This is a genomic window from Paraburkholderia aspalathi, assembly GCF_900116445.1.
GTDB lineage: Bacteria > Pseudomonadota > Gammaproteobacteria > Burkholderiales > Burkholderiaceae > Paraburkholderia > Paraburkholderia aspalathi.
In genome coordinates, this window is the sequence record NZ_FPBH01000052.1 from 1 (window position 1) to 20,804 (window position 20,804).

22 protein-coding genes and 2 pseudogenes are annotated in these 20,804 nt (G+C 56.3%); 10 read left to right on the plus strand and 14 right to left on the minus strand.

Annotation, left to right across the window (positions count from 1 at the left end; genetic code table 11):
• Positions 1 to 95: 95 nt before the first annotated feature.
• From BM438_RS41810 to BM438_RS41820, 3 genes and pseudogenes are all read right to left on the minus strand, one after another.
• Positions 96 to 389 (minus strand): annotated as a pseudogene (locus BM438_RS41810) (helix-turn-helix domain-containing protein); the annotation flags it as partial.
• A gap of 81 nt (positions 390 to 470) precedes the next feature.
• Entirely contained in the window at positions 471 to 1,169 is a 699-nt protein-coding gene (locus BM438_RS41815) for an ABC transporter ATP-binding protein (protein ID WP_093646911.1), read from the minus strand.
• Positions 1,166 to 1,600, minus strand: coding sequence for an ABC transporter ATP-binding protein C-terminal domain-containing protein (locus BM438_RS41820; RefSeq protein ID WP_093646913.1), 435 nt, complete (start codon positions 1,598 to 1,600; stop codon positions 1,166 to 1,168). Before BM438_RS41820 ends, BM438_RS41815 begins: the two co-directional genes overlap by 4 nt.
• Before the next feature lie 45 nt (positions 1,601 to 1,645).
• On the opposite strand from BM438_RS41820, the gene BM438_RS41825 reads away from it, so the two are divergent.
• From BM438_RS41825 to BM438_RS46540, 3 genes are all read left to right on the plus strand, one after another.
• Positions 1,646 to 2,242, plus strand: coding sequence for an IS607 family transposase (locus BM438_RS41825; RefSeq protein WP_093646916.1), 597 nt, complete (start codon positions 1,646 to 1,648; stop codon positions 2,240 to 2,242).
• A 62-nt stretch (positions 2,243 to 2,304) separates the two neighbouring features.
• Entirely contained in the window at positions 2,305 to 3,069 is a 765-nt protein-coding gene (locus BM438_RS46535; RefSeq protein WP_244179588.1) for a cytochrome P450 family protein, read from the plus strand.
• A 174-nt stretch (positions 3,070 to 3,243) separates the two neighbouring features.
• Positions 3,244 to 3,573, plus strand: a complete 330-nt coding sequence (locus BM438_RS46540; protein WP_244179589.1) for a hypothetical protein — start codon at positions 3,244 to 3,246, stop codon at positions 3,571 to 3,573.
• A 361-nt stretch (positions 3,574 to 3,934) separates the two neighbouring features.
• On the opposite strand, the gene BM438_RS41835 is transcribed toward BM438_RS46540, so the two are convergent.
• From BM438_RS41835 to BM438_RS46550, 3 genes and pseudogenes are all read right to left on the minus strand, one after another.
• The gene (locus tag BM438_RS41835) at positions 3,935 to 4,516 is read right to left on the minus strand and encodes a hypothetical protein (RefSeq protein ID WP_093646918.1); all 582 of its coding nucleotides are present in this window, start codon (positions 4,514 to 4,516) and stop codon (positions 3,935 to 3,937) included.
• Between the two features lie 176 nt (positions 4,517 to 4,692).
• On the minus strand, positions 4,693 to 5,208 hold the full coding sequence (locus BM438_RS46545) for a DNA cytosine methyltransferase (RefSeq protein WP_244179590.1): 516 nt from the start codon (positions 5,206 to 5,208) through the stop codon (positions 4,693 to 4,695).
• Between the two features lie 224 nt (positions 5,209 to 5,432).
• Positions 5,433 to 6,020, minus strand: a pseudogene (locus BM438_RS46550) (DNA cytosine methyltransferase); the annotation flags it as partial.
• A gap of 189 nt (positions 6,021 to 6,209) precedes the next feature.
• On the opposite strand from BM438_RS46550, the gene BM438_RS41845 reads away from it, so the two are divergent.
• Together BM438_RS41845 and BM438_RS41850 are read left to right on the plus strand one after the other, a co-directional pair.
• Entirely contained in the window at positions 6,210 to 7,052 is an 843-nt protein-coding gene (locus BM438_RS41845; protein ID WP_244179591.1) for a DNA adenine methylase, read from the plus strand.
• Between the two features lie 108 nt (positions 7,053 to 7,160).
• Positions 7,161 to 7,436, plus strand: a complete 276-nt coding sequence (locus BM438_RS41850; RefSeq protein WP_093646920.1) for an HU family DNA-binding protein — start codon at positions 7,161 to 7,163, stop codon at positions 7,434 to 7,436.
• 170 nt (positions 7,437 to 7,606) lie between these two features.
• Here the strand turns inward: BM438_RS41850 and BM438_RS41855 are convergent, their stop codons facing one another.
• The 8 genes from BM438_RS41855 to BM438_RS41895 all read right to left on the minus strand — a co-directional run bounded on the left by BM438_RS41855 (position 7,607) and on the right by BM438_RS41895 (position 16,410).
• Positions 7,607 to 8,032, minus strand: a complete 426-nt coding sequence (locus BM438_RS41855) for a hypothetical protein (protein WP_093646923.1) — start codon at positions 8,030 to 8,032, stop codon at positions 7,607 to 7,609.
• Positions 8,033 to 8,986: 954 nt separating this feature from the next.
• Positions 8,987 to 9,661: a hypothetical protein gene (locus tag BM438_RS41865; protein ID WP_093646927.1), complete on the minus strand. Its 675-nt coding sequence runs from the start codon at positions 9,659 to 9,661 to the stop codon at positions 8,987 to 8,989.
• A gap of 289 nt (positions 9,662 to 9,950) precedes the next feature.
• A complete protein-coding gene (locus BM438_RS45790; RefSeq protein WP_167378537.1) occupies positions 9,951 to 10,118 on the minus strand; it encodes a hypothetical protein in 168 nt (55 codons plus the stop codon).
• A 32-nt stretch (positions 10,119 to 10,150) separates the two neighbouring features.
• Positions 10,151 to 10,552 (minus strand): hypothetical protein, encoded by a 402-nt coding sequence (locus BM438_RS41875; protein ID WP_143131852.1) that lies wholly within the window; start codon positions 10,550 to 10,552, stop codon positions 10,151 to 10,153.
• A 293-nt stretch (positions 10,553 to 10,845) separates the two neighbouring features.
• Positions 10,846 to 11,745 (minus strand): TniQ family protein, encoded by a 900-nt coding sequence (locus BM438_RS41880; RefSeq protein WP_093646934.1) that lies wholly within the window; start codon positions 11,743 to 11,745, stop codon positions 10,846 to 10,848.
• A gap of 3 nt (positions 11,746 to 11,748) precedes the next feature.
• A complete protein-coding gene (locus tag BM438_RS41885; protein WP_244179592.1) occupies positions 11,749 to 13,392 on the minus strand; it encodes an AAA family ATPase in 1,644 nt (547 codons plus the stop codon).
• The gene (locus BM438_RS41890; protein WP_093646937.1) at positions 13,376 to 15,562 is read right to left on the minus strand and encodes a Mu transposase C-terminal domain-containing protein; all 2,187 of its coding nucleotides are present in this window, start codon (positions 15,560 to 15,562) and stop codon (positions 13,376 to 13,378) included. The genes BM438_RS41885 and BM438_RS41890 overlap by 17 nt, the downstream gene beginning before the upstream one ends.
• Positions 15,562 to 16,410 (minus strand): TnsA endonuclease N-terminal domain-containing protein, encoded by an 849-nt coding sequence (locus BM438_RS41895; RefSeq protein WP_093646940.1) that lies wholly within the window; start codon positions 16,408 to 16,410, stop codon positions 15,562 to 15,564. The genes BM438_RS41890 and BM438_RS41895 overlap by 1 nt, the downstream gene beginning before the upstream one ends.
• 205 nt (positions 16,411 to 16,615) lie before the next feature.
• Here BM438_RS41895 and BM438_RS41900 point away from each other — a divergent pair, with 205 nt between their 5' ends.
• From BM438_RS41900 to BM438_RS41915, 5 genes are all read left to right on the plus strand, one after another.
• Positions 16,616 to 16,849: a DUF6471 domain-containing protein gene (locus BM438_RS41900; protein ID WP_093646943.1), complete on the plus strand. Its 234-nt coding sequence runs from the start codon at positions 16,616 to 16,618 to the stop codon at positions 16,847 to 16,849.
• Between the two features lie 615 nt (positions 16,850 to 17,464).
• Positions 17,465 to 17,848 (plus strand): hypothetical protein, encoded by a 384-nt coding sequence (locus BM438_RS45965; protein ID WP_208620778.1) that lies wholly within the window; start codon positions 17,465 to 17,467, stop codon positions 17,846 to 17,848.
• A gap of 80 nt (positions 17,849 to 17,928) precedes the next feature.
• Entirely contained in the window at positions 17,929 to 18,141 is a 213-nt protein-coding gene (locus BM438_RS46895) for a BPSL0761 family protein (RefSeq protein ID WP_093646997.1), read from the plus strand.
• A 280-nt stretch (positions 18,142 to 18,421) separates the two neighbouring features.
• Positions 18,422 to 18,847, plus strand: a complete 426-nt coding sequence (locus BM438_RS45185) for a hypothetical protein (RefSeq protein WP_143131853.1) — start codon at positions 18,422 to 18,424, stop codon at positions 18,845 to 18,847.
• A 314-nt stretch (positions 18,848 to 19,161) separates the two neighbouring features.
• The gene (locus tag BM438_RS41915; protein WP_167378538.1) at positions 19,162 to 19,956 is read left to right on the plus strand and encodes a metallophosphoesterase family protein; all 795 of its coding nucleotides are present in this window, start codon (positions 19,162 to 19,164) and stop codon (positions 19,954 to 19,956) included.
• The last annotated feature ends 848 nt before the right edge of the window (positions 19,957 to 20,804 follow it).

The following is a 20,804-nucleotide window of genomic DNA, read 5'->3' on the forward strand; positions in this document are numbered from 1 at the left end:
TCTCTCTTTTATTGCGTTTCGCTACGGTCATCTATGCTCCTGTTGCTGGCAGTCTCCTGCCAAATGACCGTTTACACAAAACTTTTTACACCCTCATTGGCCACGTCCACGAGGCTATCCGCCGCGAGGTAGTTGTAACCAATTGCCATCACCTGTGGCGTCAGATGAAAGCGATGTGTTTTGGCATGCTTGGCAATGTAACCCATCGCTTCAAGAGAAAACACAAGTCGTTGCACCGAACTCTTGCTTAACGAGGTGACTTCAGCGATCTCGCCGAGCGTCATGGTTTTTCGTTGCGCAGTGAAACTGCGCAGCACATCAATACCTTTTTCCAATACCTGGACGAACAGGGGATTGTCGCGCGGGGACTTTACATCGTCACGTTTCATGAGCAATTGTGTGTAGGAGAATGACGGCATTATATTGTCCAATCGATGTGCGATATGAGTGTTGTGGGCGGCCCGAGCGGGCTACACGGCCAGGTAGAGTTTCTTGACATGGTCTGCAAGACGAAATTCAGGGCTACTCCCGTGATAGACGATTTGCCCTTCCTCGAGAATGTAGTGACGGTTGGCTAACCGTTCACATACCGCAAGATTTTGCTCGACGAGGAGGATCGTCATGCCGCCCGCCGCAATCTGCGCAAGCGTGTCTGCAAGATGTTCGACGATCACTGGCGCAAGCCCTTCAGTAGGCTCGTCCAGAAGTAGTAGTGAGGGACCATTCAGCAGAGCGCGTGCAATCGCCAGCATTTGTTGCTCGCCACCCGATAGCTTGCCGGCACCGTTGCGCCGGCGTTCCTCCAGGCGCGGGAAGATCCGATAGATATCTGAGAGTTGCCAGGGTGAGCCGCGCCGCATAGCCACCCGCAGGTTTCCCTCCACCGTGAGCAGTGAAAAGATTCGTCGGTCTTCGACAATCAGCGCAAGTCCCTCGCGCGCGAGGCGATGAGTGGCGAGCGCGCTGACGTCACGCCCTCGCCACATCACCCGACCGCGTTGGCAGCGGACCATACCCATGATGATCTTCAGCGCGGTCGATTTGCCTGCGCCGTTGCGCCCCAGCAGAGTGACGACTTCGCCTTCATTGACCCGCAGACTGACGTCGCGAACCACATGGCTCGCGCCGTAATACCCGTTGACACCTTCCAATTCCAGCAGTGCTGTCATGCCAGTGCTCCTGCTCCAAGGTATGCGCGTCTCACTTCCGGGTGACCCTGAATGTCCTGCGCGGTGCCTTCCGTCAAGATGCGTCCGTGGGCCATGACCGTGATGCGATCGCTGATCGATAGCACGATGCTCATGTTGTGCTCGATCAGCACGACCGTATGATCGCGGGCAATATCGCGGATCAGTTCGCGCATCATGGGCAGATCGTCGATGCCCATCCCGGACGTCGGTTCGTCGAGCAGTAGCAGTTGCGGCCGTGCGGCGAGGCACATTCCGACTTCCAGCATGCGTTGCCGCCCGTGCGCGAGCGTGCCGGCGACAACATCGCCGAACGCCAGCATCCCTAAGCGCCGCAGTAAGCCATCCGCGATATCGTCCGCTTCGACGAGTCGCGCAACTGGCTCCCAGAAGCGCGCGGCGCGGCGCGGCATCACTCCTTGTGCTGCGAGCCGCAGGTTTTCGCGTACAGGTACCGGATGCGACTTTTATCAATTGGCGAGACGGCGGCAGAACTGGGCGTAGCGGTGGGCACGCTGCGACGCTGGCATCGGCAGGGCTTGCTGGTGCCATTCGGCCGGACTGTCGGCGGCCATCGGCGATACCGGCGTGACACGGTACGCGCCACTCTGGGCGCTGAGCCAGCTGTCGCAGGCAAGACGGTCTGCTACGCGCGTGTTTCCTCGCACGACCAGGCCGAACAGCTGAAGACGCAGGCGGCACGGCTCGAGCGCCACTGCATTGACGCAGGTTTCGCCGGTATCGAGGTCATGACCGACCTGGGCAGTGGCTTGAATTTCCGTAAAAAAGGTCTACGCCGCTTGCTGACTGACATTCTCAGTGGGCGTGTGGCGCGTCTCGTGCTGGTCACGAAAGACCGCCTTCTGCGCTTTGGCCGCGAGTTGCTGTTCCGGATCTGTGAATTCTTTCACGTCGAGGTCACCGTCCTCGATGCAGTTCCCGACGTCAGCCGTGAGCAGCAGCTGACCGAAGACCTTGTCGAAATTCTGACGGTCTTTTCGTCGCGGCTGTACGGCTCGCGTAGCCGCAAGAACCTGCGGGCGCTGGCTACCTGATGCAGTTGACCACCCAGACCCGCCTGTATCTGTCATCGCAGGATGCGCGGACGCTCGACCGGATGGCGGCGCTGCACGGTTCGATCAAGCGCAAGCTGTACGCGCGTATCGCCGCCCACGGCGGCAAGGCGAAGTCGCATAAGACGGCGTTCTGCCGTGAGCACGGCCTCTCCGCGCGGATGTTCAACGCGATTGCGGTTGAACTGCAGGGGCTGCTCGATGGCACGCGCGAGTTGTTAGCCTCGGAACGCAAGGACCTGCTCAAGGCAATACGCCGGCAGGCGCGCCAGCTCGTTGCCCGGCGGGACCGTCTCGCAGAGATCGAGGCCGACCGGCTGCGCATGAATCCGCAACGCGAGGCGAAGCTGCGTCGCACAGCGCATCGCAATGGCGTGGCGCTGTCGCGCCTGCAGGCGAAGCTCGCCCGGATCGAGCGCCGGCTTGCCGCGAACGTGCCGGGTATCTGCTTTGGCACGCGCAAACTCTTCAACCAGCAACACTACCTCGCGCTGACAGGTTTCAGGGACCGCGACGCGTGGTTGCGCGCCTGGCAGGAGAGCCGCTCGCATCAGGTGTATTTTGTCGGTTCAAAGGACGAGACAGCCGGCAATCAGCTTTGCCAGCTCCGGCAAACAGCAGATGGTCGCTACCAGCTCAAGGTCCGCGTGCCCGATTGCCTGCGTAACAGGGGCGAGCGGAAGTATCTCGTCATTAACGGCGTGACATTCAACCACGACCGTGCAGCGCTGGACGAGGCGCTGGATGCGAATACTGCCCTGAGCTGGCGTCTGCACTGGGACGGACGGCACTGGCGGGCATTCGTCTAGTTCAACCACGCGCCGGCGCGCCGCGTCACGCTGGGCGCGCAGTATGGCGTAGTCGGGATCGACTTCAACGTCGATCATCTGGCAGTCACGGAGACCGATCCATCTGGCAACCTGCGCCGCACGCAACGCTTTGCGCTACTTCGCGAAGACGCCACGTCGGGGCAGCGCGAGGCTGTGCTGTCCGATGCACTGTCGGACGCCGTGGCGTGGGCGAAGGACGAACTGAAACCCATCGTCGCCGAGGATCTCGACTTCACGGCAAAGAAGAAAGCGATGACGCAGCTCAGTCCGAAGGGCGCGCGCATGCTCTCGGGGCTGCTTTGCGCGAAATACCGGCAACTGCTCGAAGCGAAGTGCTTCCGTGCGGGTGTCGAGCTGATCCTGATTGACCCGGCCTACACGTCGACCATCGGTGCGGTGAAATACGCAGCGCGACGGGGCTGGAGTGTGCATGCTGCGGCAGCGGGTGTCATCGCCCGCCCGTCGCGGACAGAAGTTGACTGAGCGTCTGCCCGGTGCCGGCACGGCTGTCCGTGTTCCGGTGCGGGGCGGTCATCACGCCCTCGAGCTACCTGCAAGGATAGCGGGAGATTCGCGTGTGACTGCCTGGCGCAGTGTTCATGCAGCGTATAGAGGTGTGGTGCGCGGGCAGTGGCTCGCCACCCGGGGCGGCAAGCCGCGCCGGAGTGCGACAGGTACCACGGGCGACGGTGGCAACGCCGTCCCCCTCAGCAGGGACTACCGCTACCCCTGCGACAACAATCTGCATGTGAAGGTTTGTGCACCATTAAGTTAGCGGTCGGCGACATGTCGGGGTCCAAGCTATCCGAAGCGCCGAATGCAGGGGAACCCGGGCGAGGAAACGTCAAAGAGGAGCGGTGCAGAAAAAGGTCTGTTGAGGAGATCGGTCGGTACCGTCGCCCTGGTGTCGTTCGAACGCGGCATGCAGTACGAGGCTAATACTATCGCGGGCTGCGGTGTCATTGCATTCCCACTTTCCCTCGGCGAGGGCGTACAGCGCGCCTTCCAAAGTAAGCTGGTGTCCGTCCTCCGCGGGGATCCCGCACTCCTCACAATATGAAAGGTACTTTTCGATGTACAACGTTTCCGCGATTGCGCGCAAAGAACGATAGTGGAGCAGAAGTCCGACCAGTTCGTCTGTCTGACCTGTTTCGCGCAAAGGCCTGACGAGAGACGGTTTCAGTTTTTCGACCGCCCAGACGATGGCGTCAGGCGCAACGATAGGTTTGCCTGGTGCACATGACCTGTCCAATTTTGCCAGCAGGCGCACCGCGTAGTAGAAGGCTCGCTCAACAGCGTTAAATTCGAAAAACCGATGGTGTGCAGCTTGATTGTGTATTCTGGTGACGACATTGCATTGACCCGTAGGATTCGGCATGGATATGCCGGCACGAAGAAAATCCGTATATCGATCGTTTTTAGCCATTCGGTCGATTTTCAAGGCCTGCGGTGGTGACGTAAGGAGCCTTCCTGCGCCCGCAGGCCATGGGCCATACGCGGTAGCGAAAAACAAACGCGGGCACTGAGTTGGCGTGTCGTCGCGATTCGAACGAGTTCGCGACGACGATCCGAACGGCAGCTGTCCATGCCGCGTGCCTGCTGCTAGTCCTGGATAGCCTTGTATAGGGCCGTGCCGATTCGAGTAACGATGCCGACTACGAGCGCATTGCCCATCAGCATCGCGCGGGCGGTTGCGGAGACTCTCGGGAAGTCGGTGAATCCGCGAGGAAAGCCCATCAATTCCTCGAGCTCTTCGGGTGTAAGTCTACGCAGGAGCCCAGACTTCTCGCGGACACAGTGTTTAGTGCGTGATGGCGTGCTGCCGCCTTCTGATGTAATGATTGTGCGCGCAGGTTTGCTCAACGTGTCGGGAAAGGCCATGCTTCCTTCCGAGTAGTCGTAAGCGAAACCATTTTTCTCCCGAGCGATGGTCTTCGCGCCTTTCGCTGCACGCCAGGCTGCCTCCGATTCTGACTTGACATAGAACTCCGTGGGGACAGGGCCAGTTTTGTTGATGACGTCTCCCAATGTGAGCGGGACGGCACGGCCCGTAAATTCTGTGAAGTCCAGAATGGTCGACGCGCGCGCCGCGCACGTCCACACCTGGCCTTCGCACATGAACCCAGAGTTGGCGAAGCGCGTTTTCCCATTCGAGAGTGGACGATAGCAACCTGCGCGCTGAACGGGTCGTTTTGGACCCTTAGCGCAGGCGCGTACGCATCGAGTTCGTCCATAAGGACGCTTGGGAGGGCAGCATTCAGAACCCCCTCGGAGTGCCACTCGCCGTGTTGCCTGTTTGCCGCGGCTTTTATCCGGCCATGGAGAGTGGTAGTGGCGTGGTAGGCGACTATGAACACACGACGGCGCCGTTGAGGGAATCCAAAGTCAGCGGCATTAACCACGCGCCATTCCACTGCGTATCCGAGCGAGCTCAGCGCGGCTAGAACGACGGCGAAATCCCTTCCGCGTGATGACGCTGGCGAAGACAGCAAACGGTCAACGTTCTCAAGAACCAGGTAGGGCACTGGCTCGCCGTCGGCCGACCGCTGCTCCAGCAACTTCGTAATCGACCAGAAAAGGACGCCCTTTTTACCCTCGAGTCCCTGCGATTGCGACAAAGGTCGAGCGACGCTGTAGTCCTGGCACGGGAAGCCGCCGACGACCAGGTCTGGCCTCGCGTTTCGAATAGCTTGCTGTCCCATCGCCGACTCGAGCACTTTGGCGATGTCGTCGTTAATGTGCGCTTCGTGCGACCAATGAGCGGTGTAGATTTCGCTTGCGTGCTGCTTTTTCTTCGACGGCTCAAACTGGTTGCTCAATGTGACTTTGAACGGCCTGCCGTGGACGGCTTCCAGTCCCAAGCGGAAGCCTCCCACGCCTGCAAATAGCTCGACGACATTCAGTTCATTTTGACCTTTTTGCGCTGACATGCTGTTTCCTTGGTGAAGTGGAAACAGGTGTAGAAAAGCGTTTTATCTGGGGCGCCGAGGTAAGGTGTCGTCAACAATTCATTGCGTACGGTCTGCTCGTGCGACACGTCAACGCGCACAAGGGGGGGCAGCTTTTTGAGGCGGGAAATCGGAAAGGGAAAAGGCTAAACCCGGGTTTCTTGACGTTGGATGCAAATCCATCCAGCGTCACAAACAGCAAAGTGCGCCAAGCCCCCCTTGAAGTGGGCCGGGGGTAAGTCTCGACTTCTGGCGCAACTCCTCCCCGCGTTACCGCATGGGAACAGGCTCGTCGAACCTTTCGTCGGAAGCGGTGCCGTGTTCCTTGGAACGAATTTCTCTGACTATCTGCTTGGCGATAGCAATTCTCATTTGATCGAGCTGCATCGCATGGTGGCTGAGCAGCCTGAGCAGTTCATTGAGATAGCATCGCCGTTCTTTAGCGATGGCTATCGCTCGCAGGAGCGGTTCCTTGAGATACGAAGCGCGTTCAACGATGCGAACGAGGGTCTTCTTCGGGCAGCACAGTTTCTTTACCTGAACAAGTTTGGCTTTAACGGACTGTGCAGATACAACCGCTCAGGTCAATTCAACGTCCCATATGGACATCATGTCCGCGTCCCGAGATTCCCACGAGAGGAAATCCTGAGCTTCGCAAAAAAGGCGCAGCGAGCGACGTTCGTACACGATGACTTTGCTTCTGTGATGCGGATGGCGAAACCCGGCGATGTCGTCTATTGCGATCCACCGTATCTTGACCGTGATGGCGTCGCGAGCTTTCGAGCCTATAGTCCAGGAGATTTCAGCTTCGACCGCCAGCGCGAACTCGCCGACCTCGCGAGGGAGCTAGCGGACAGAGGGATCCCCGTAGCAATATCGAACCATGATTGTGCTGCGGCCCGCGAAATTTACTCGGGCGCGGAAATGGTGGATTTTTCGGTGCGCCGTTCAGTGAGTGCCTCCAGTGGTGCGAGAGGCAAGGTTGCGGAGCTCCTGGCTGTGTTTGGCCCGTAATCGGAACGGAGAGATTTTCCCTGCCTCAGCGTGATGGCCGAACTGCAATGCGGTGATGTACAGTACCGGTTGGAGTACGTATGTTTTCTCTCAAAATGGGATTTTCAAATGAACAAACAGGAACTCATCGACGCAGTCGCATCTGCAACCGGCACAAGCAAGGCCTCAACTGGTGAGGTGGTTGATGCAGTCCTCAAGGTAGTGAGCAAGGCTGTGGCCGCAGGGGACACCGTGCAGTTGATCGGATTTGGCTCGTTTAGCCAAGGCACGCGCTCGGCGCGAACCGGACGCAATCCTGCAACCGGTCAGGAAATCCAGATTGCGGCCTCGAAAACCGTGAAATTCACCGCAGGCAAGGTTTTCAAGGAAGCAGTTAATCGTTGAGGACCGGCGCCCCCAGGCCCCGACGTGAGGATGGAACCTCGCGCCGGGTCCATGGTGCTTTTGTCCGGGGCAGGTGCCCGCCTCTTGTTTCGACGCGGAATCCTTGCCGCACGTTGTAGCCGCTTGGCAACCGTGGTGTGCTTTCTACCGCGATTGACGCGACGCTTATCTTAGAACGGAATACCGAAACGGTCGTCCAGAATACGTTCTACCGTAGGCGCGATAGACGTAATCAGCGAGTAAAACGCCGGATGCGACTCGTTCCACTCGTCGGCGTCTAATATGTAAAGAACGTCTTCAAAGGATAACTTCCCGTATGACTCAAAGTATGTTTCAGGGTCTCGCCACTGTAGCGCGATTGTTCGCGCGCTACCGTACATTGTGATGTGTGCCAGGAATTGTTCGCGAAGACCGAAACGGATGACTTCTGCAATCGACAACGGAGCGAACTCTTCCAGTTTCGTCAGAATTTCGTCCGCTTTAACTTCCGCACAACCGAAATGTAGTGCTTGGTCCATTTCGGCAAGCAACAGGATTGCTGAAATCATTGCGGATTTGAGGGCTGCTTCGTGGTTGTCGAGTTCGGCATCGTTCATCTATTGGTTCTCCGGCTAGGTCGTATGTATTGAAGACCTATAGATTCACGTTTTAGCCTTCGTCTGGATTGTTAACGCGGCGGCGCTCTTCGCTCTTTCGACGAGCGGGCGACGTTGGCTCTCCTTTGCGCGGACTTCGGAAGTGCTCGATAGCGGACTATTGTGATTGATGCTTCTGCGTGCTTGCCCCTGATCAAAACACAGTATTGATCCTGGTTTAATTCCTGGACTACGTCAGCACCTACGACTTGACGATTGTCTGGAAGCCGGGAATCCTCCCACGCCTCCTGAAGTCGCGCTCGCGCATGTTCCATGCTTGCTGTCGCTCTGAGACCAGCGGACCTGTCGACAGGCGAGCTGAAAAAACCGGCTCGATGGATTATCACGTTGAATCTTGTATATGCTACTATAATCCCATATATGAGATTTTACTTGGTAGGCGTGCATGCCTACACCGGCAACCGCTGGTCCGATGGGAAGGCAGGAATTCGGCTCGAATATCGGTGAGGTCCACCGAACTGAGGGGGCGGCCAATGAAAGTACGAGAGCTACTGCACGCTCTGCGTGATGTGGACGCAGACAGTACCGTGTTGTTCCTCGCTGAACATGCAGACGCCGACGACGCCGACGAGGTGTGCGAAGTCTACCTGGCACCCCGTCCCTGGACGTACGAATCAGGCGACTACGGCGCGCGTGGATACCAGTCATGGTATCCATACCGACCTGAGCAACGGGGGAGCGCTTACGCCTCGGTCAGATATGAGACGAGACGAGTCGTGGTGTTATCGACTGGGCCGACAAATCTACGATTTGTACGGCCTGAGGACATGCTGTCCGACTTCGGACCGGAGGCGCGCTAACAGCAGGCCGTCGGCGTTTGATTGCTGGTTGCGCTGCGTTTCAGCTCGGCTGCGGATGAAAAGATTTTGGCAACAAAAGGATTGCGACAAAGCTTTATGCGCCTAGTGGCTGTTCAAACGGCCGAGCTTTGGCTTGAGGTTCTATCGCGAAATCCGTTCGTCGCTCCAGGTATGCTTTGCGCTTTTCTTCGACGGTCACGATGAAATCGGACAACTCGCGTTCCATTGCGGAATCTTTAGCGCCCGGCTTCCGCGTTGTGGCCCTGTGTCGACGGCGCGTGGCTCGAGCAAGAGTCAGCGCAGACTTCGCGGCTTTGGCACATTCGTATTCAACCTGCGCACACAAATCTGCCGGCTCGCCAAACTCCCGAAAGGTCTCTACGTGCTCCCGGGCAGCGTGGATCGTGGCAGGGAACTCGCGCAGCTCGGAGACAACGCTCCTACTCAAGACCTGCCAATGCAGCTTGTCTGGATACGCGAAAGTGGGGATGGAGACGTTACTGCTTGGCTCACGGCTCACAGTACTAGCCGGCGTCGAAGTCGCCCATGCGGCCTTATGCATCATCGTGCGGCATGTTCGAGCATAGCTTTCCAGCGATAGCGCAACTTCCAGCGCAGTGTCATGCCGCTGTCGCTTGCGCATGCTGGCGTCCCTCACCGAGATCCAGGCGAGTGTTACAACGGAGCCAACTGCCGCTGACATCAACGCCAGCGTTGCAGGAGTATTCCAGTTAAATTGCTGGAGATGTTCAAACCATTCGGGCTGCATCAGACGCGCCTCGGAGAAGGAGGTTCCCAAGTATAAGCAATCGTTTTACGTTGAAATTCGGGACAGATATCTAGCGTGTATTTTCGCCACACATGCTTCGTTCCTTTGACCGGCGCCTTGACAGAAGACCGCGAACTGAGCCACTCGCCTGCAGTAACTTTGCGGGGCGGAGTCACTCGTGACTTCGCCTTCGCCGCGTTGTACCTCCCAGGTGGCGCCATGGAAACTTGAGCGCTGCAGAGACTTGTCGGGCACTGCTTGTACAGTGTTCAGCACGAAGGTCGAAGAACTAGTCGTCGCCTATGTCCGCGAATACCTCGCCCATGACGGTGGCAGCGCAGAAATTCATTGCTCGCCGCATTCCGTCAGTTTCAAATTTGCGCCCATCGCGCGCCGCAATCTGTGCAGCAACGAGATCGAGCGCAGATTTTGCACCTGCCAATCCATCCGTTTTCAAATGCCCGGCCTCCTCGTGCTCACCTCGCGTCGTCAGTTCTTGTAGTAGCCAACGGTACGCTGTGGGCTTGTCGGTCTTTCCTTGTCCGAAAGGGATAACAAGAGTTCTGCGTTCAATTCGTCGCTTGTTCGCAATTTAAGCTCCAGTTCAATCGCGTGTGCAAAATCACTGGGTTGCCCGTCCGGCCGGAGAATTGTTCCGAGAAAACCGGGCGCATGAACTTCCACGGCTATTAGCACTGCCCCGTAGGTTAAATCACGCCAGAAGGACGGCAATGGTTGGTATGCCGCCTGTGCGTAGACGATGCTGATTGGAGTAATGCGGTCACGCTTCAGGCCACATTTACCAAGAAAGGAGCCAATGCCGGTCGCGAGGCGGTTGCTCTCGGCGATGATGGCTGGATGGGCGACCATAGGATGCATGTCGTTGTTCATATATGTCTACAGGGTTAGAAGCTAATGATGTTGGCGTGCGATGAGATGTTCCTGGGGATCAAGTCCTGGTTGCGTCCATACAACGGCTACGTCGGTCATTTGATGGCCGAGGAGCTACCGTGCCAGTCACCTTCGCGGAGCGGTTCGGCTGAGCTACTCGCTTTAGCCAAATTCACATTTGCTATTGACGCAACAGGCACGAGCGAGAGCGCTACGCCGCGTCGCTGATGTACGACCTACTTCCGGAGCGGATATTCAAGCTGCGGTCCGGGGCTCGGTCGCGCGGCGTCGTTTCAACGATGAGAAGTTCTGGCCGGGAAATGTTCAAAGAATGTCTGCAGCAGCAGATGCTGCAATGTGGTAAAGGTGATTGCCTCGCTGTGACGGGCCATCAACGCTGGGCACTGTTCCACGGACATCCTGAAATTCAGCCAGGAAACCCCTACAGAATTAAGGTAAGGATTCCCGTAAAAATCCTCAAGTTGCCGCGACAGACAACGTGTAATACGACCTTTGGAAGATTTAAGTCCTAGCTCTTCGACCCTTTCCACGTGTGCGTGAATTCCCTCAAGATTCGCCGAAAGTTCTCCCTCTAGCGCTTCTTTTGAGTACAAAGCCACTGCGTCGAGAAGATGCCTTGATAGGGGAGGACTTATCTCGATCCCCGGATTATCCGCAGGGCATGCTCTGGCGCGAACGGGCTCGCACCAACCAAGGGGGATAGCTGTTCCAAGAAGCAGCGAACTGTGGTTGGTGCAGGTATAGACGCCCGGCAGTACGTGTGATCTGTGCCAGTACGATTCGCCATGTTGCTGCAAGTCCTCACGCATGCATTGAGGACAAAAGCGACGACATGCCAAAGTGGCCCAAGGCGCTCCAGCAAGCCAGTTAAAATCGGATCGAATTTGTGGGACGATTGCGACCAAGCTTGCGCGTATCAGTTCGCGGCGTTGCCCCGTCATAAACGCCGTTACGTACGGGTACAGCGTGTGGTTCACCAGAATGTCGTCGTACGTAATGCCAGTCGCATCCGCGATTTGCGTCAGAGCAAACGGATTGGTGAAATGAACTCGCCTCCTACCTTTGCCTGTAAGCTCCCTAACCACCTGGTCGTATCGAATACCGAGATGGCGCGATGCCCGGATCAATAGACTGCTTGTCAGTTCGTCGGGGTAGGGTCGCGGAAAGTACATTTTCTACTCCAGTTCGAGCAAAGAATCCAGATTGCAGACAGCGCCCATGCTGAGTAGATTTTCGAAAATCGTATTGCCTTTGACGATTGAGTCGTTAATTGCTTTGCGATAGTCATCCGGAGCGAGCTCCTGGGCGACACTGCTTGCAGTTTTAGCCTTCGCGCGCCTTGTACTCTTGTGCGGTTTTATCAGCTCAATTGCAGCTTTGGCCCCATCAAGGACGGTATCTGCCTTTCCTTGTGCCTCGACAGCGTCTGCGATGTTCAACGCACGGTCCTTGTCCACGCCAATACTTACCAGCGCGGAGGCAATGGCTGGAGCGAAGTCCTGGTGGCCGGGCCTTACTGATGCCTTCTGGTTGCGTAGGCCCTCGAATTTGTTCAGAGCGCCGTCGAGCAGGTTGGAAAACTTGACGGGCGCAATGTCGCCGTACTGGTCAAGCAGAGTGGCATCGCCCGAGCGATATGCATCGATCATTGGTTGAACCCGGGTGAAGTCGCGATTCCAGACGAACGCAAACGTTTGAGCCGTGATTGTTTCGCTCCCGTCAATGATTGCCTGCCACTGGCAGCAGGCGAAGAGCTTGATTGCGATGTCGATGATTCCCTGGCTATAGTAAAACAGCAGGTCGGCAAGCGCCTGGGTGAGCTCGACAGGATTCTTCAGCCATTGAAATGTCCATAGCGTCGTAATGAAGTCTTCCCACTCGAGGGGCTCCTTAAGGTCATGGCTAGCAGAAAGGTGGCCCCACTCGGGGAAGCCGCTGCCTACGGAGCGCCGACCCTGGCTGAAATCGAGGCCGAGTACCTTGATGGCCCTATTTGTACCTACGAACAGGATTGGAACACCAAGCTCATTGGAGGCTGACACGAGGACAGCCATTAGCTTTTGCATGTTTTTGCCGCCATGCCTGAGATTTTGCACTTCGTCAACGATGAGAAGTCCGACGCAATGCATATGCATTACCCGGGCAACATGGTTCAGAATTGTCTCAACAGACATGGTGCCTTTACCGTATTTCTGGTAGTAGTTGCCATCTGGAACCAACTGGTCAATTTTTCGAAGAATCGAATGAGCAAGACCCTTGATTGATGCCCCGTCAGCCGGCGTTTCAATATGAATATAGGTTATCTGCGTTATATCGAGGTCAGGGTGGTGAATCGCCTGAGGGTAACGTCTCATCAGGCGTCTCAGAGTCGTAGTTTTGCCTTGGCCGGATACACCAATCAGCGCACTCGAGTTTTGGGACGTAACATGCTTAAGGTCGTCGACCGGACTGAACGCCTTGCCAGCTTGCTGGGCTTCATAAAGCTTTTGAAACACCTGGACATGCGCCGCAGTTCTTGGTGTTCGGCCGACATATCCTTGCCGGAGCATAGTGTCTAAGGCCCATCCGAGCACGACATGGCGCTGAAGGGGGGACATGAACGATGAGAGTTCCGCGACAAGGTGGAGTCTCTCAAACGGCGGCCACGTGCGCTGCTCCTTTTCGAAAGATGGCAGTGCGTACAGGTACTCTCCGAGCGCTTCGTCATCGAGAGCCGGCGGCAACGCTGCGATGAGTGGATTGTTACGATACCGGGGAATTCGCTGTTCCGTATAAACTGCGGTTACGGCCGTTGAAACAGCGCTATTTTGTGATATCACTGAGCATCTCCTGTTTCTTCAGCCGTAGTTTTTCCTGAATTGACAGCGGTCTGACTTGTGTTTCACCCACTTTCACTGGGGGCTGCGGCGCGGCGACGGCTACGGTCGCAGAGCGGTCTGGCATTGGGACGACATTGTCTGGCAGCCTGTCAGCACCCACCGGTGGTCGCGGAGATGAAGGACTGGTTGCATTACTTTGTCTTCGAGCCCGTTTCTCAGCCTCACGGTCAGCGGCGATGTCTGCTTTACGGGAGGAGCGCGACTTCCCTCTGGTTGCCTGTTTCATCGCGGCATGTGCAGGTTCTGCGATGTCGGAGATGAATTTTTTGAGATTGATTTTTTCCTGAAGGGCGTTGTCTTCGCCGTCTTGCAGAATCCGCTTCACAGTCGTTTGCACGTATTTCACTTCCGCATACGAGTAACCTCGATAAGATTCACTTGTAGTGGTCAGCCCGCACGAATATGACTTGCGGGCGTCCTGCGGGTCGTGGACGACTATCGAATCAACAAGTCGGCGGTCGTAGGAAACGTCAACGTCAAATCTTCCCCGGTTTGCCGCACTCACGAACCATCCCTTCTTCTCCAGGTCGGCGCATGAATAAAAGCAGCCCTTGAACAGGACGCCTTGGTCGGTGACAGTCGCTTTGTCGCGGGGCAGCAACTGAAGACGCAAATAGTCCTCGTTGTAGCGTGAAATGACGCCAGCGCTATACACCACGTTGTCCTCCCATACTTCGCGCGGAATAGGGCTGACTCCGCGGAGGGCGGCCCTGGGGTCTAGCGCATATTTCTTCATCTCGCGACGGTTATGAGCAATAATCGCGCGCAGGATGATTGCGGTAAACTCATCAAGCGTAAGACAGGCATCGCTGTCATAGTGCTTCCCACGACGCCGCATCACATTCGAAGGGGGTTCGTATCCAGGTGTTGCAGCGGCGATCGACGCGTGAATCAGTCTGAAACCGCACTCCACCGTGCCTTTGTTTTGGGGCGAGAGAGGGGGCGCGTTTGAAATAGTGCTCTCCATTCCGTCGCAAATGCGATTACTGTTGCGAGAAATCATCTCGCCGCAATCGCCGAGGAATTTCTGAGGAAAAATTCGGTCGGCCGGCCAATCACGAGGGTCGTACGGCACGCCGTACTTATGGCACAGCGCCGCTTTATCCTCGGCCAGACTGAGGATTGCCTGAACGGCAGTTTCCCAACCGGGATGCTCCAGGCCAACATAGAAGCCAGCACAAAGGCGACTATATCTATCGTAGATGAGGTACAGCGTTGGCTTGCCGATAATTTTCGCCCGGTCCGCCTGCGCAACCAGGAACACGTCGGCGATGGTTGCGTCAATTTCGTAGATATACCCGACACCGATTGCCTCATAGAGGGCGCTGCCAATCCGCTGGTCATGATCCCGCTCGAAGTCCTTGTTTCCTTTCTTTCGACGTAAGATCGTCTCGAGCGAGAAACAACGCTTGACGACTGTGTAGAACTGTCGATAGGAAGGGCGTTCGCCGGACGGTTTGACGTAGCTCGCGCCGTTCCCATCTTGATAGGAATAGTGCTCTTTCAGCATTTCCCGGAACGCGTCCTGGAGCGTAGGGACTTCTCCGTTCAGAAAGTGTTCCTTGACGGCGGCGATGACGTGCTCGTCGTCAACGCTGCGGTGCATCTGATAAATTTCATAGCGGCTGTCAGACGGGCGGCGTCCCCTAGCATTGGTAGCTTGGGGTTGGTTCAGACCGATATTGAGGAAATCGGGTATCAGTGCATCCTGAGTCTGGCCGCCGCGCCAGTAATCCCGCAAGTACTTGTTAATTGTCGTCTTCGACGCGCCGGTCGCCTCAGCGCGCGCTGAAACCAGCGGGCCTCGCAGTTTCGGGTCAAATATTGCGGAGCTGGCAAGAAGCGGGTCAATGATGTTCCACGTCTCCTTGCGCCTATTTTTCGCGGCGTCCGTGTATTCAGACACACTCCGTTGACCAGTGCTCGCCACCAGAGCCGACTTCTGCTTGTCCATGTCGTCGAGCAGGGCGGCATAGGAACACTTCCTCGGCCACGTGGCCTCGTCAGTCACATTGATGATCCAAGCCTCATCAGTTTCAGGTGTGACGTGAAGTAGCCGATAGCGAGTCCCCGATTCATTGTGGAACAGGTCGTTCCTGAGAAGCGCCATTACCGACCTCCCATCGCGCGGAGACTGTCTGCCTTGAACGTACAGCGGAAGCTGGCCAACGGCGCGCTGGCTAGGTCTGGGTTATTCAAGTCACAAATCAGGACGCGCTCGTACATCAACAGTTTGGCAACGCGGAGACCTTCCCCCGGATTCAGTCCCTGCCGAATCTCAAAATCCCGGCAGTACTCCTGAAGTGGCTGATTTCTGGTTGATCCGGCCAGGTCGTGGGACATGATGAGCGATTGCTCGCGTAGGGCGCCCGCGTACTGCTCGTCCTCGCCAGTCTTTAGCATGCCGCCGCGAATCCACTCGATGTTGCGTATTTTTTGCATCGGTAGTTCGGAGTGGAAGACGAGGCGATGCGGGATGTCCATCCCGCCGAAGTACGTTCGCGCGATCTGAAGCTTTTCAATCTGACGCGGATCCTCGGAGTCTTCGGTCCGTTTGCAGTCCCACGCCTCAAGTCGCTTCTGGTCGTTATCGTGGAAATCGACCAGGAAATCGACCGTCATAACCGTGGGAACTTTAGTCCCGGGGTAATACGGATGAGCGATGCCAAGGTCGGCGGCGATTTCGAGCGTAAGTTCGCGGTCGAGCGGGAACTCCTCCCGGATGCCGGTGACGCGCTGGGACCACTCGAGAGCAGAGAAAGTATTCGCTTCGACATCAGACAGCAGATGAACACTGCGGCCGCATTTCGGACTGAATGGGCGGCTGACGCGCCCCAAAGAAGAGAGGTCGAATATCTCAAGCCACGGTTTGTAGTCAGCCCCTTCGCCACGGCCCCGCCCTTCAATCTGCCACTCCTTGATGAGTGCCTCCGTCATCTTTTTCGGACCGCGCCCCATTTCTCCTACTCCAGTATGTTTCATTGCCGCGCAGAAGGCGCATGGCTTCAGTGCTGTGTAGACAACGAATTTCGTAAGCCACTTAAATGGTTATACGAAAAAACATAAATCTTTTATGTGGCGCAATGATCTCACATATGAGACTATAGGATGGCGGTGACGAAAGTGCGAGCGATACTCGCGCTTTTCGTCTGGTGTGTTGTCAATGATTGACTGGAACCGTGAAGCAAAGCGTTTGCTTCGGGCTGAGCTCGTGCGCAGACAGATTGGCTATAAACAACTGGCTGTGCTGCTGGAGGGACTTGGTGTCAAGGAGACCGAGCGCTCGATTGCGAACAAGATTTCGCGCGGCGCGTTCACGTTCGTTTTTTTCCTGCAGTGCATGAAAGCGCTGCGCCGGCCTGCGGTTCATATCGATCTGACCGACATCGGGGAATGACGCTGCCCGGTATGGCAGCTGTGGGCAGACTGGTTGTGTGGGTGAACGGCATTTGAGGTTCAATGAAACATAGTTGACGAGTCGGGCGCTGGGCTGTGCGAGGGCGAGCGCGAGAACCCAGATGAGAAGGCGGATTTTAAGTATGTAGGTATACGAAACATGCTGCTTATTCCCTGATGGAATGATGCCGTGACCGCATCCGAGCTCATTGAGATACTTCGTGAGGTTGACCCGAAATCCAGAGTTGTATTTTTGGCGGGAGGACTTCACACAGAGGTGGCGGAAGAGATTGTTGTCGTCGCAACGCCCGAATGGGGTTGGGTCTGAGCTAGCAATTCGAAGAAGTGCGAAGACGAAGCCCGGCACGCCAGTGAGCAGGAGGTTGATTCTTGTGCTCGTCGCGAGAGCTTTGAATCGGAACCTGTGTCCGTAGTCATTCTCTCCGCAGACGAAGACTTTCTGTTTAAGGCAATCGTGAAGAAATTGATGTTGGGTTAGCCACGCAGACTGGAACGAAGCCGGAAGTAAGCGAAAATCGCATACGAGAACGTCGGATCAACCGCAGTCTCTCTAGCGGGCTTGCAGCCGGAATCTGCTTCTTTGAGGAGATGGAACATGTCGTTCTATGTGACGTCGAGTGCTGAAATGGTTTTCCTTGAGAGGTGGTCGATCCGACAGTCCGACAAGGGCGAGCGTCATTTTGTGGGGCACAACGTTCTTGGCTGCGATGGACGCGTGAGTACACCGATCAGGGCGTTTGACCCGCTTACGCGCACTGGAACGACAGCAAGTGGAAGCAACTATCGGCTTGTCGGACGCGCGGGGCGCGATTCGGACGCCGAATACGTTTGGGGTATCGCGTCGAGGGCATGGGGGATTGAGACCTGGACCGATGTCACCCCCGACCTTGTGCCAGACTGGAGAAGCGAGCTTCCGCTTATCGATGACGACCACAGCGAAAGTAGTAATCAGATTGAAGGAAGTGGTTCTGCCGAATGACGCGCCGGATCACATCGCAGTTGTTGCACAGCATATGCGCGTCCGATGAGGAACAGAGTCTCATGTCAGAAAGGAGCGTGATGACACTTCCCTGCGAGCGTACGCGTGCAGTAATAGGCGCGCGTCAACTACTTATCGATTTGGCGGCGGCGCCAGACAACGCCGATCTGGAGAAATTCCGGGTCCTGTCTCGAAGATTGCTTCGGCATTTTCCTGAGCTGATTGATCTCCATCTTTCAGCGGGGTTTGCTCCCAGCATTTGGGCGGACCCCGCCGCAACCAGCGATGCATGAACATATCATGTCTGATTTATTAACCGGCGCGAGGAAAACCTTCAACGTATGCGGCGTCTGCTGGTTAGTGCTTAACGGAGGCGCTCGGACGTTTTACCGTGGATTCGACCGGGCGAGCAGTGGTCGGGGGCAACTTGATTCGAAAGACTCATGCGCAGACGGCTAGCGACAAACGCACGCCTCTCAGCGTCGATGCAATTGACAGGTAGGTGGGTAAACAGGACCTCGAGCTGCATGGCTGCGGCGTCCGGTGCACGTTTGTAACGTCAGGAGGCCCGGCATGAAGTCGCCGCGTCAAAGGCCGTCGAAGAGGCGCGTGATCAAAGTGCGTGAGCCCTCGTTCACAAAGAACCTGCGCCATCAAATCCTCGCCGTATCGTTGGCGTTCGACAGGTCTGCGCGTCCTCTGACGGAAATCACATACCGCCTGACGATCATGCACCGCCTTCGCGATGGTTACCAGCTAAAACCAGGTTTTCGTGCAGAACACAGATTCTATTGGTGGATATTGATGCGTTGTACGTTTGCAGAAGCTGCGGCCGGGCAATTCACCAGGAGGTATCGTCGTTTGCGTCGTTTGGCCGCATTGTTATCCGATGCGCCCATTAGCAGCGACTGGCTCTGCAATGACGATATGCGTGGAGCATCTGGAACCAATGAATGGCGAATCCGACGCGAGTGGTCGCGCGCCTTGATGTGGCGATAGAAGAAAGTTGCGCCCAAGGTGGCCTTTTCGTGGAAAATCAACCGCGCATTGATCTTGACTGTTGCTGTGAGGCACGACGGTGCTGTAGATGTATTTGTGCGATTGCTGCTGTACATGTTGTCGTAAATACGGTCTGGACCGAGAGAGCGGTGAAGCAGGGCCTGCGTTGGTTGTGACTCTCGCCGAGGACGCTGGCTTCCTGTTTAGAGCAATCTTAAGCAACCATTGTTGAGCTAATGACCAAAGCGCCGCATCGAAAAAAGTGAAAGGGGAACGCAGAGCCGGACCGTACAAGTGTTCGCGCCACAGCGTGCATGGAGGATGAAAAAGTGAGAATCCAGATTGCGTCTGACCTTCATCATGAGATTGCACATCGTGCGGATCTCGCCGGACCACTTCCTGTGGCGCGTGAAACGGATGTCCTCGTTCTGGCTGGGGACGTTCACGAAGGCAGCAGAGCTATCGACCTGTACGGCGACTGTCGGGTCCCTGTCATTTATGTCACCGGAAATCGCGAGGCGTTTGGACAAAACTATCAGAAATTGTTGAACGAACTTCGCGACCGCACACAAGGAACATCAGTGCGTTTTTTACAGGACGACGAGCTCGTTCTTGGAAACATAAGATTCCTCGGTGCGACCCTTTGGACAGACTATAGCTTCTACCCATTGCAGCTTGACGACGCCATGCGGGCCGCCGGCGCAGCAATGCTAGAGCACAAGCGAATCAGGCAAGAGTGGAGTCGGTTTTTTAGGCCTGAAGACGCGCGTGACCATCAGCATCGGACTCTCCGTTGGCTGAGCGAGCGTCTTGACGAGAACTTTCCAGGAAAAACGGTCGTTGTTACGCATCACACTCCATCTGGGCTGTCGATCCCTCAAGGAGATCGTGAGCACTATCTCGCCGCCGCGCACGCCTCGAACGTCGAACTTCTGGTGATCAAGGCGAACTTATGGATACACGGGCATATTCTCGCGTCGAGCGATTACCACATAGGTGATTGTCGAGTGATCTGCAATCCGCGAGGGCGCCCGGGAAAGAACCGCGACAACCCGAACGTGCCTTATGAAAACGCCGGTTTCAACCCCTCGCTCGTCGTAGAACTCTAGCAGTGAAACGGCGATTCCTCGGAGGAAGTGATATCAATCTATTTAGGCACCGGTGTTGATGAATGTCCCGAGATTACGCTCGAGTGTTGGTCGATTCGGGAAGTAGACGGTGGGGATCGCTATTTCGTTGGGTTCGACACTATCCACTACGATGGTCGCGTAAGTACGCCTATCGTCTCGTTTGACTCGCGCACAAGATTGGGAATGGCGTCCAGTGTCGACGGTATCGGCTATTGGGTCGGGCCGGTTTTAGCAAAGATGCCGAGTACGTTTGGAACCGGGTGTGGAGGATCTGGGAAATCTCAAGCTGGTCTGACATTACGGAGCAGCTATGCCTGGACTGGCGAAATCCGGTCCCGGAGGCGGAGCGGACCATGGATTCGTCCCGAAGCGACGGATGCTTGACACCACCTGCGGATGCAGAGGGAGGCTGGTAGGTTTCATGCCTCAATATGTTCGGGAGCGCATCTTCTCCGACGCCACTTGCCGGAAATTCGTATGGTCTGAGTCGACCGACCAACTGCGCGCTGAACCATGTTCTTGGGTATGAGGTGACGATGACGGCTGAACGTAAGCGCAAACGCATAAGTCCTCGTGATGTGAAATTGCAATTGCTTTCGCGCGAGTTGGACGATGCGTTGCGGCGGGGAGGAGCTATCGCCGAGATCAAGGAGATGCGTCCACGAGAATTCGTCGACTTGATGACCAGTTCGTCTTTCGAAATAGGGCGAATCTTCAAACGTTGTCTCAGAGATGCACTCTATGATCTACGGCGGGACGCGAGCAGAAAACGGTCACGAGCTCGACGTGGCACAGATACGTAGACTCATCTCGAATCAGCGAGTGTC

Excerpts from the sequence above, each read along its gene's own strand:
- BM438_RS41815 (WP_093646911.1), bottom strand. The coding sequence starts at position 1,169 with ATGACAGCACTGCTGGAATTGGAAGGTGTCAACGGGTATTACGGCGCG.
- BM438_RS41820 (WP_093646913.1), bottom strand. The coding sequence starts at position 1,600 with ATGCCGCGCCGCGCCGCGCGCTTCTGGGAGCCAGTTGCGCGACTCGTC.
- BM438_RS41825 (WP_093646916.1), top strand. The coding sequence starts at position 1,646 with ATGCGACTTTTATCAATTGGCGAGACGGCGGCAGAACTGGGCGTAGCG.
- BM438_RS46535 (WP_244179588.1), top strand. The coding sequence starts at position 2,305 with ATGGCGGCGCTGCACGGTTCGATCAAGCGCAAGCTGTACGCGCGTATC.
- BM438_RS41835 (WP_093646918.1), bottom strand. The coding sequence starts at position 4,516 with ATGGCTAAAAACGATCGATATACGGATTTTCTTCGTGCCGGCATATCC.
- BM438_RS46545 (WP_244179590.1), bottom strand. The coding sequence starts at position 5,208 with ATGTGCGAAGGCCAGGTGTGGACGTGCGCGGCGCGCGCGTCGACCATT.
- BM438_RS41845 (WP_244179591.1), top strand. The coding sequence starts at position 6,210 with ATGCAAATCCATCCAGCGTCACAAACAGCAAAGTGCGCCAAGCCCCCC.
- BM438_RS41850 (WP_093646920.1), top strand. The coding sequence starts at position 7,161 with ATGAACAAACAGGAACTCATCGACGCAGTCGCATCTGCAACCGGCACA.
- BM438_RS41855 (WP_093646923.1), bottom strand. The coding sequence starts at position 8,032 with ATGAACGATGCCGAACTCGACAACCACGAAGCAGCCCTCAAATCCGCA.
- BM438_RS41865 (WP_093646927.1), bottom strand. The coding sequence starts at position 9,661 with ATGCAGCCCGAATGGTTTGAACATCTCCAGCAATTTAACTGGAATACT.
- BM438_RS41875 (WP_143131852.1), bottom strand. The coding sequence starts at position 10,552 with ATGAACAACGACATGCATCCTATGGTCGCCCATCCAGCCATCATCGCC.
- BM438_RS41880 (WP_093646934.1), bottom strand. The coding sequence starts at position 11,745 with ATGTACTTTCCGCGACCCTACCCCGACGAACTGACAAGCAGTCTATTG.
- BM438_RS41890 (WP_093646937.1), bottom strand. The coding sequence starts at position 15,562 with ATGGCGCTTCTCAGGAACGACCTGTTCCACAATGAATCGGGGACTCGC.
- BM438_RS41895 (WP_093646940.1), bottom strand. The coding sequence starts at position 16,410 with ATGGGGCGCGGTCCGAAAAAGATGACGGAGGCACTCATCAAGGAGTGG.
- BM438_RS41900 (WP_093646943.1), top strand. The coding sequence starts at position 16,616 with ATGATTGACTGGAACCGTGAAGCAAAGCGTTTGCTTCGGGCTGAGCTC.
- BM438_RS45965 (WP_208620778.1), top strand. The coding sequence starts at position 17,465 with ATGTCGTTCTATGTGACGTCGAGTGCTGAAATGGTTTTCCTTGAGAGG.
- BM438_RS46895 (WP_093646997.1), top strand. The coding sequence starts at position 17,929 with ATGACACTTCCCTGCGAGCGTACGCGTGCAGTAATAGGCGCGCGTCAA.
- BM438_RS45185 (WP_143131853.1), top strand. The coding sequence starts at position 18,422 with ATGAAGTCGCCGCGTCAAAGGCCGTCGAAGAGGCGCGTGATCAAAGTG.
- BM438_RS41915 (WP_167378538.1), top strand. The coding sequence starts at position 19,162 with ATGGAGGATGAAAAAGTGAGAATCCAGATTGCGTCTGACCTTCATCAT.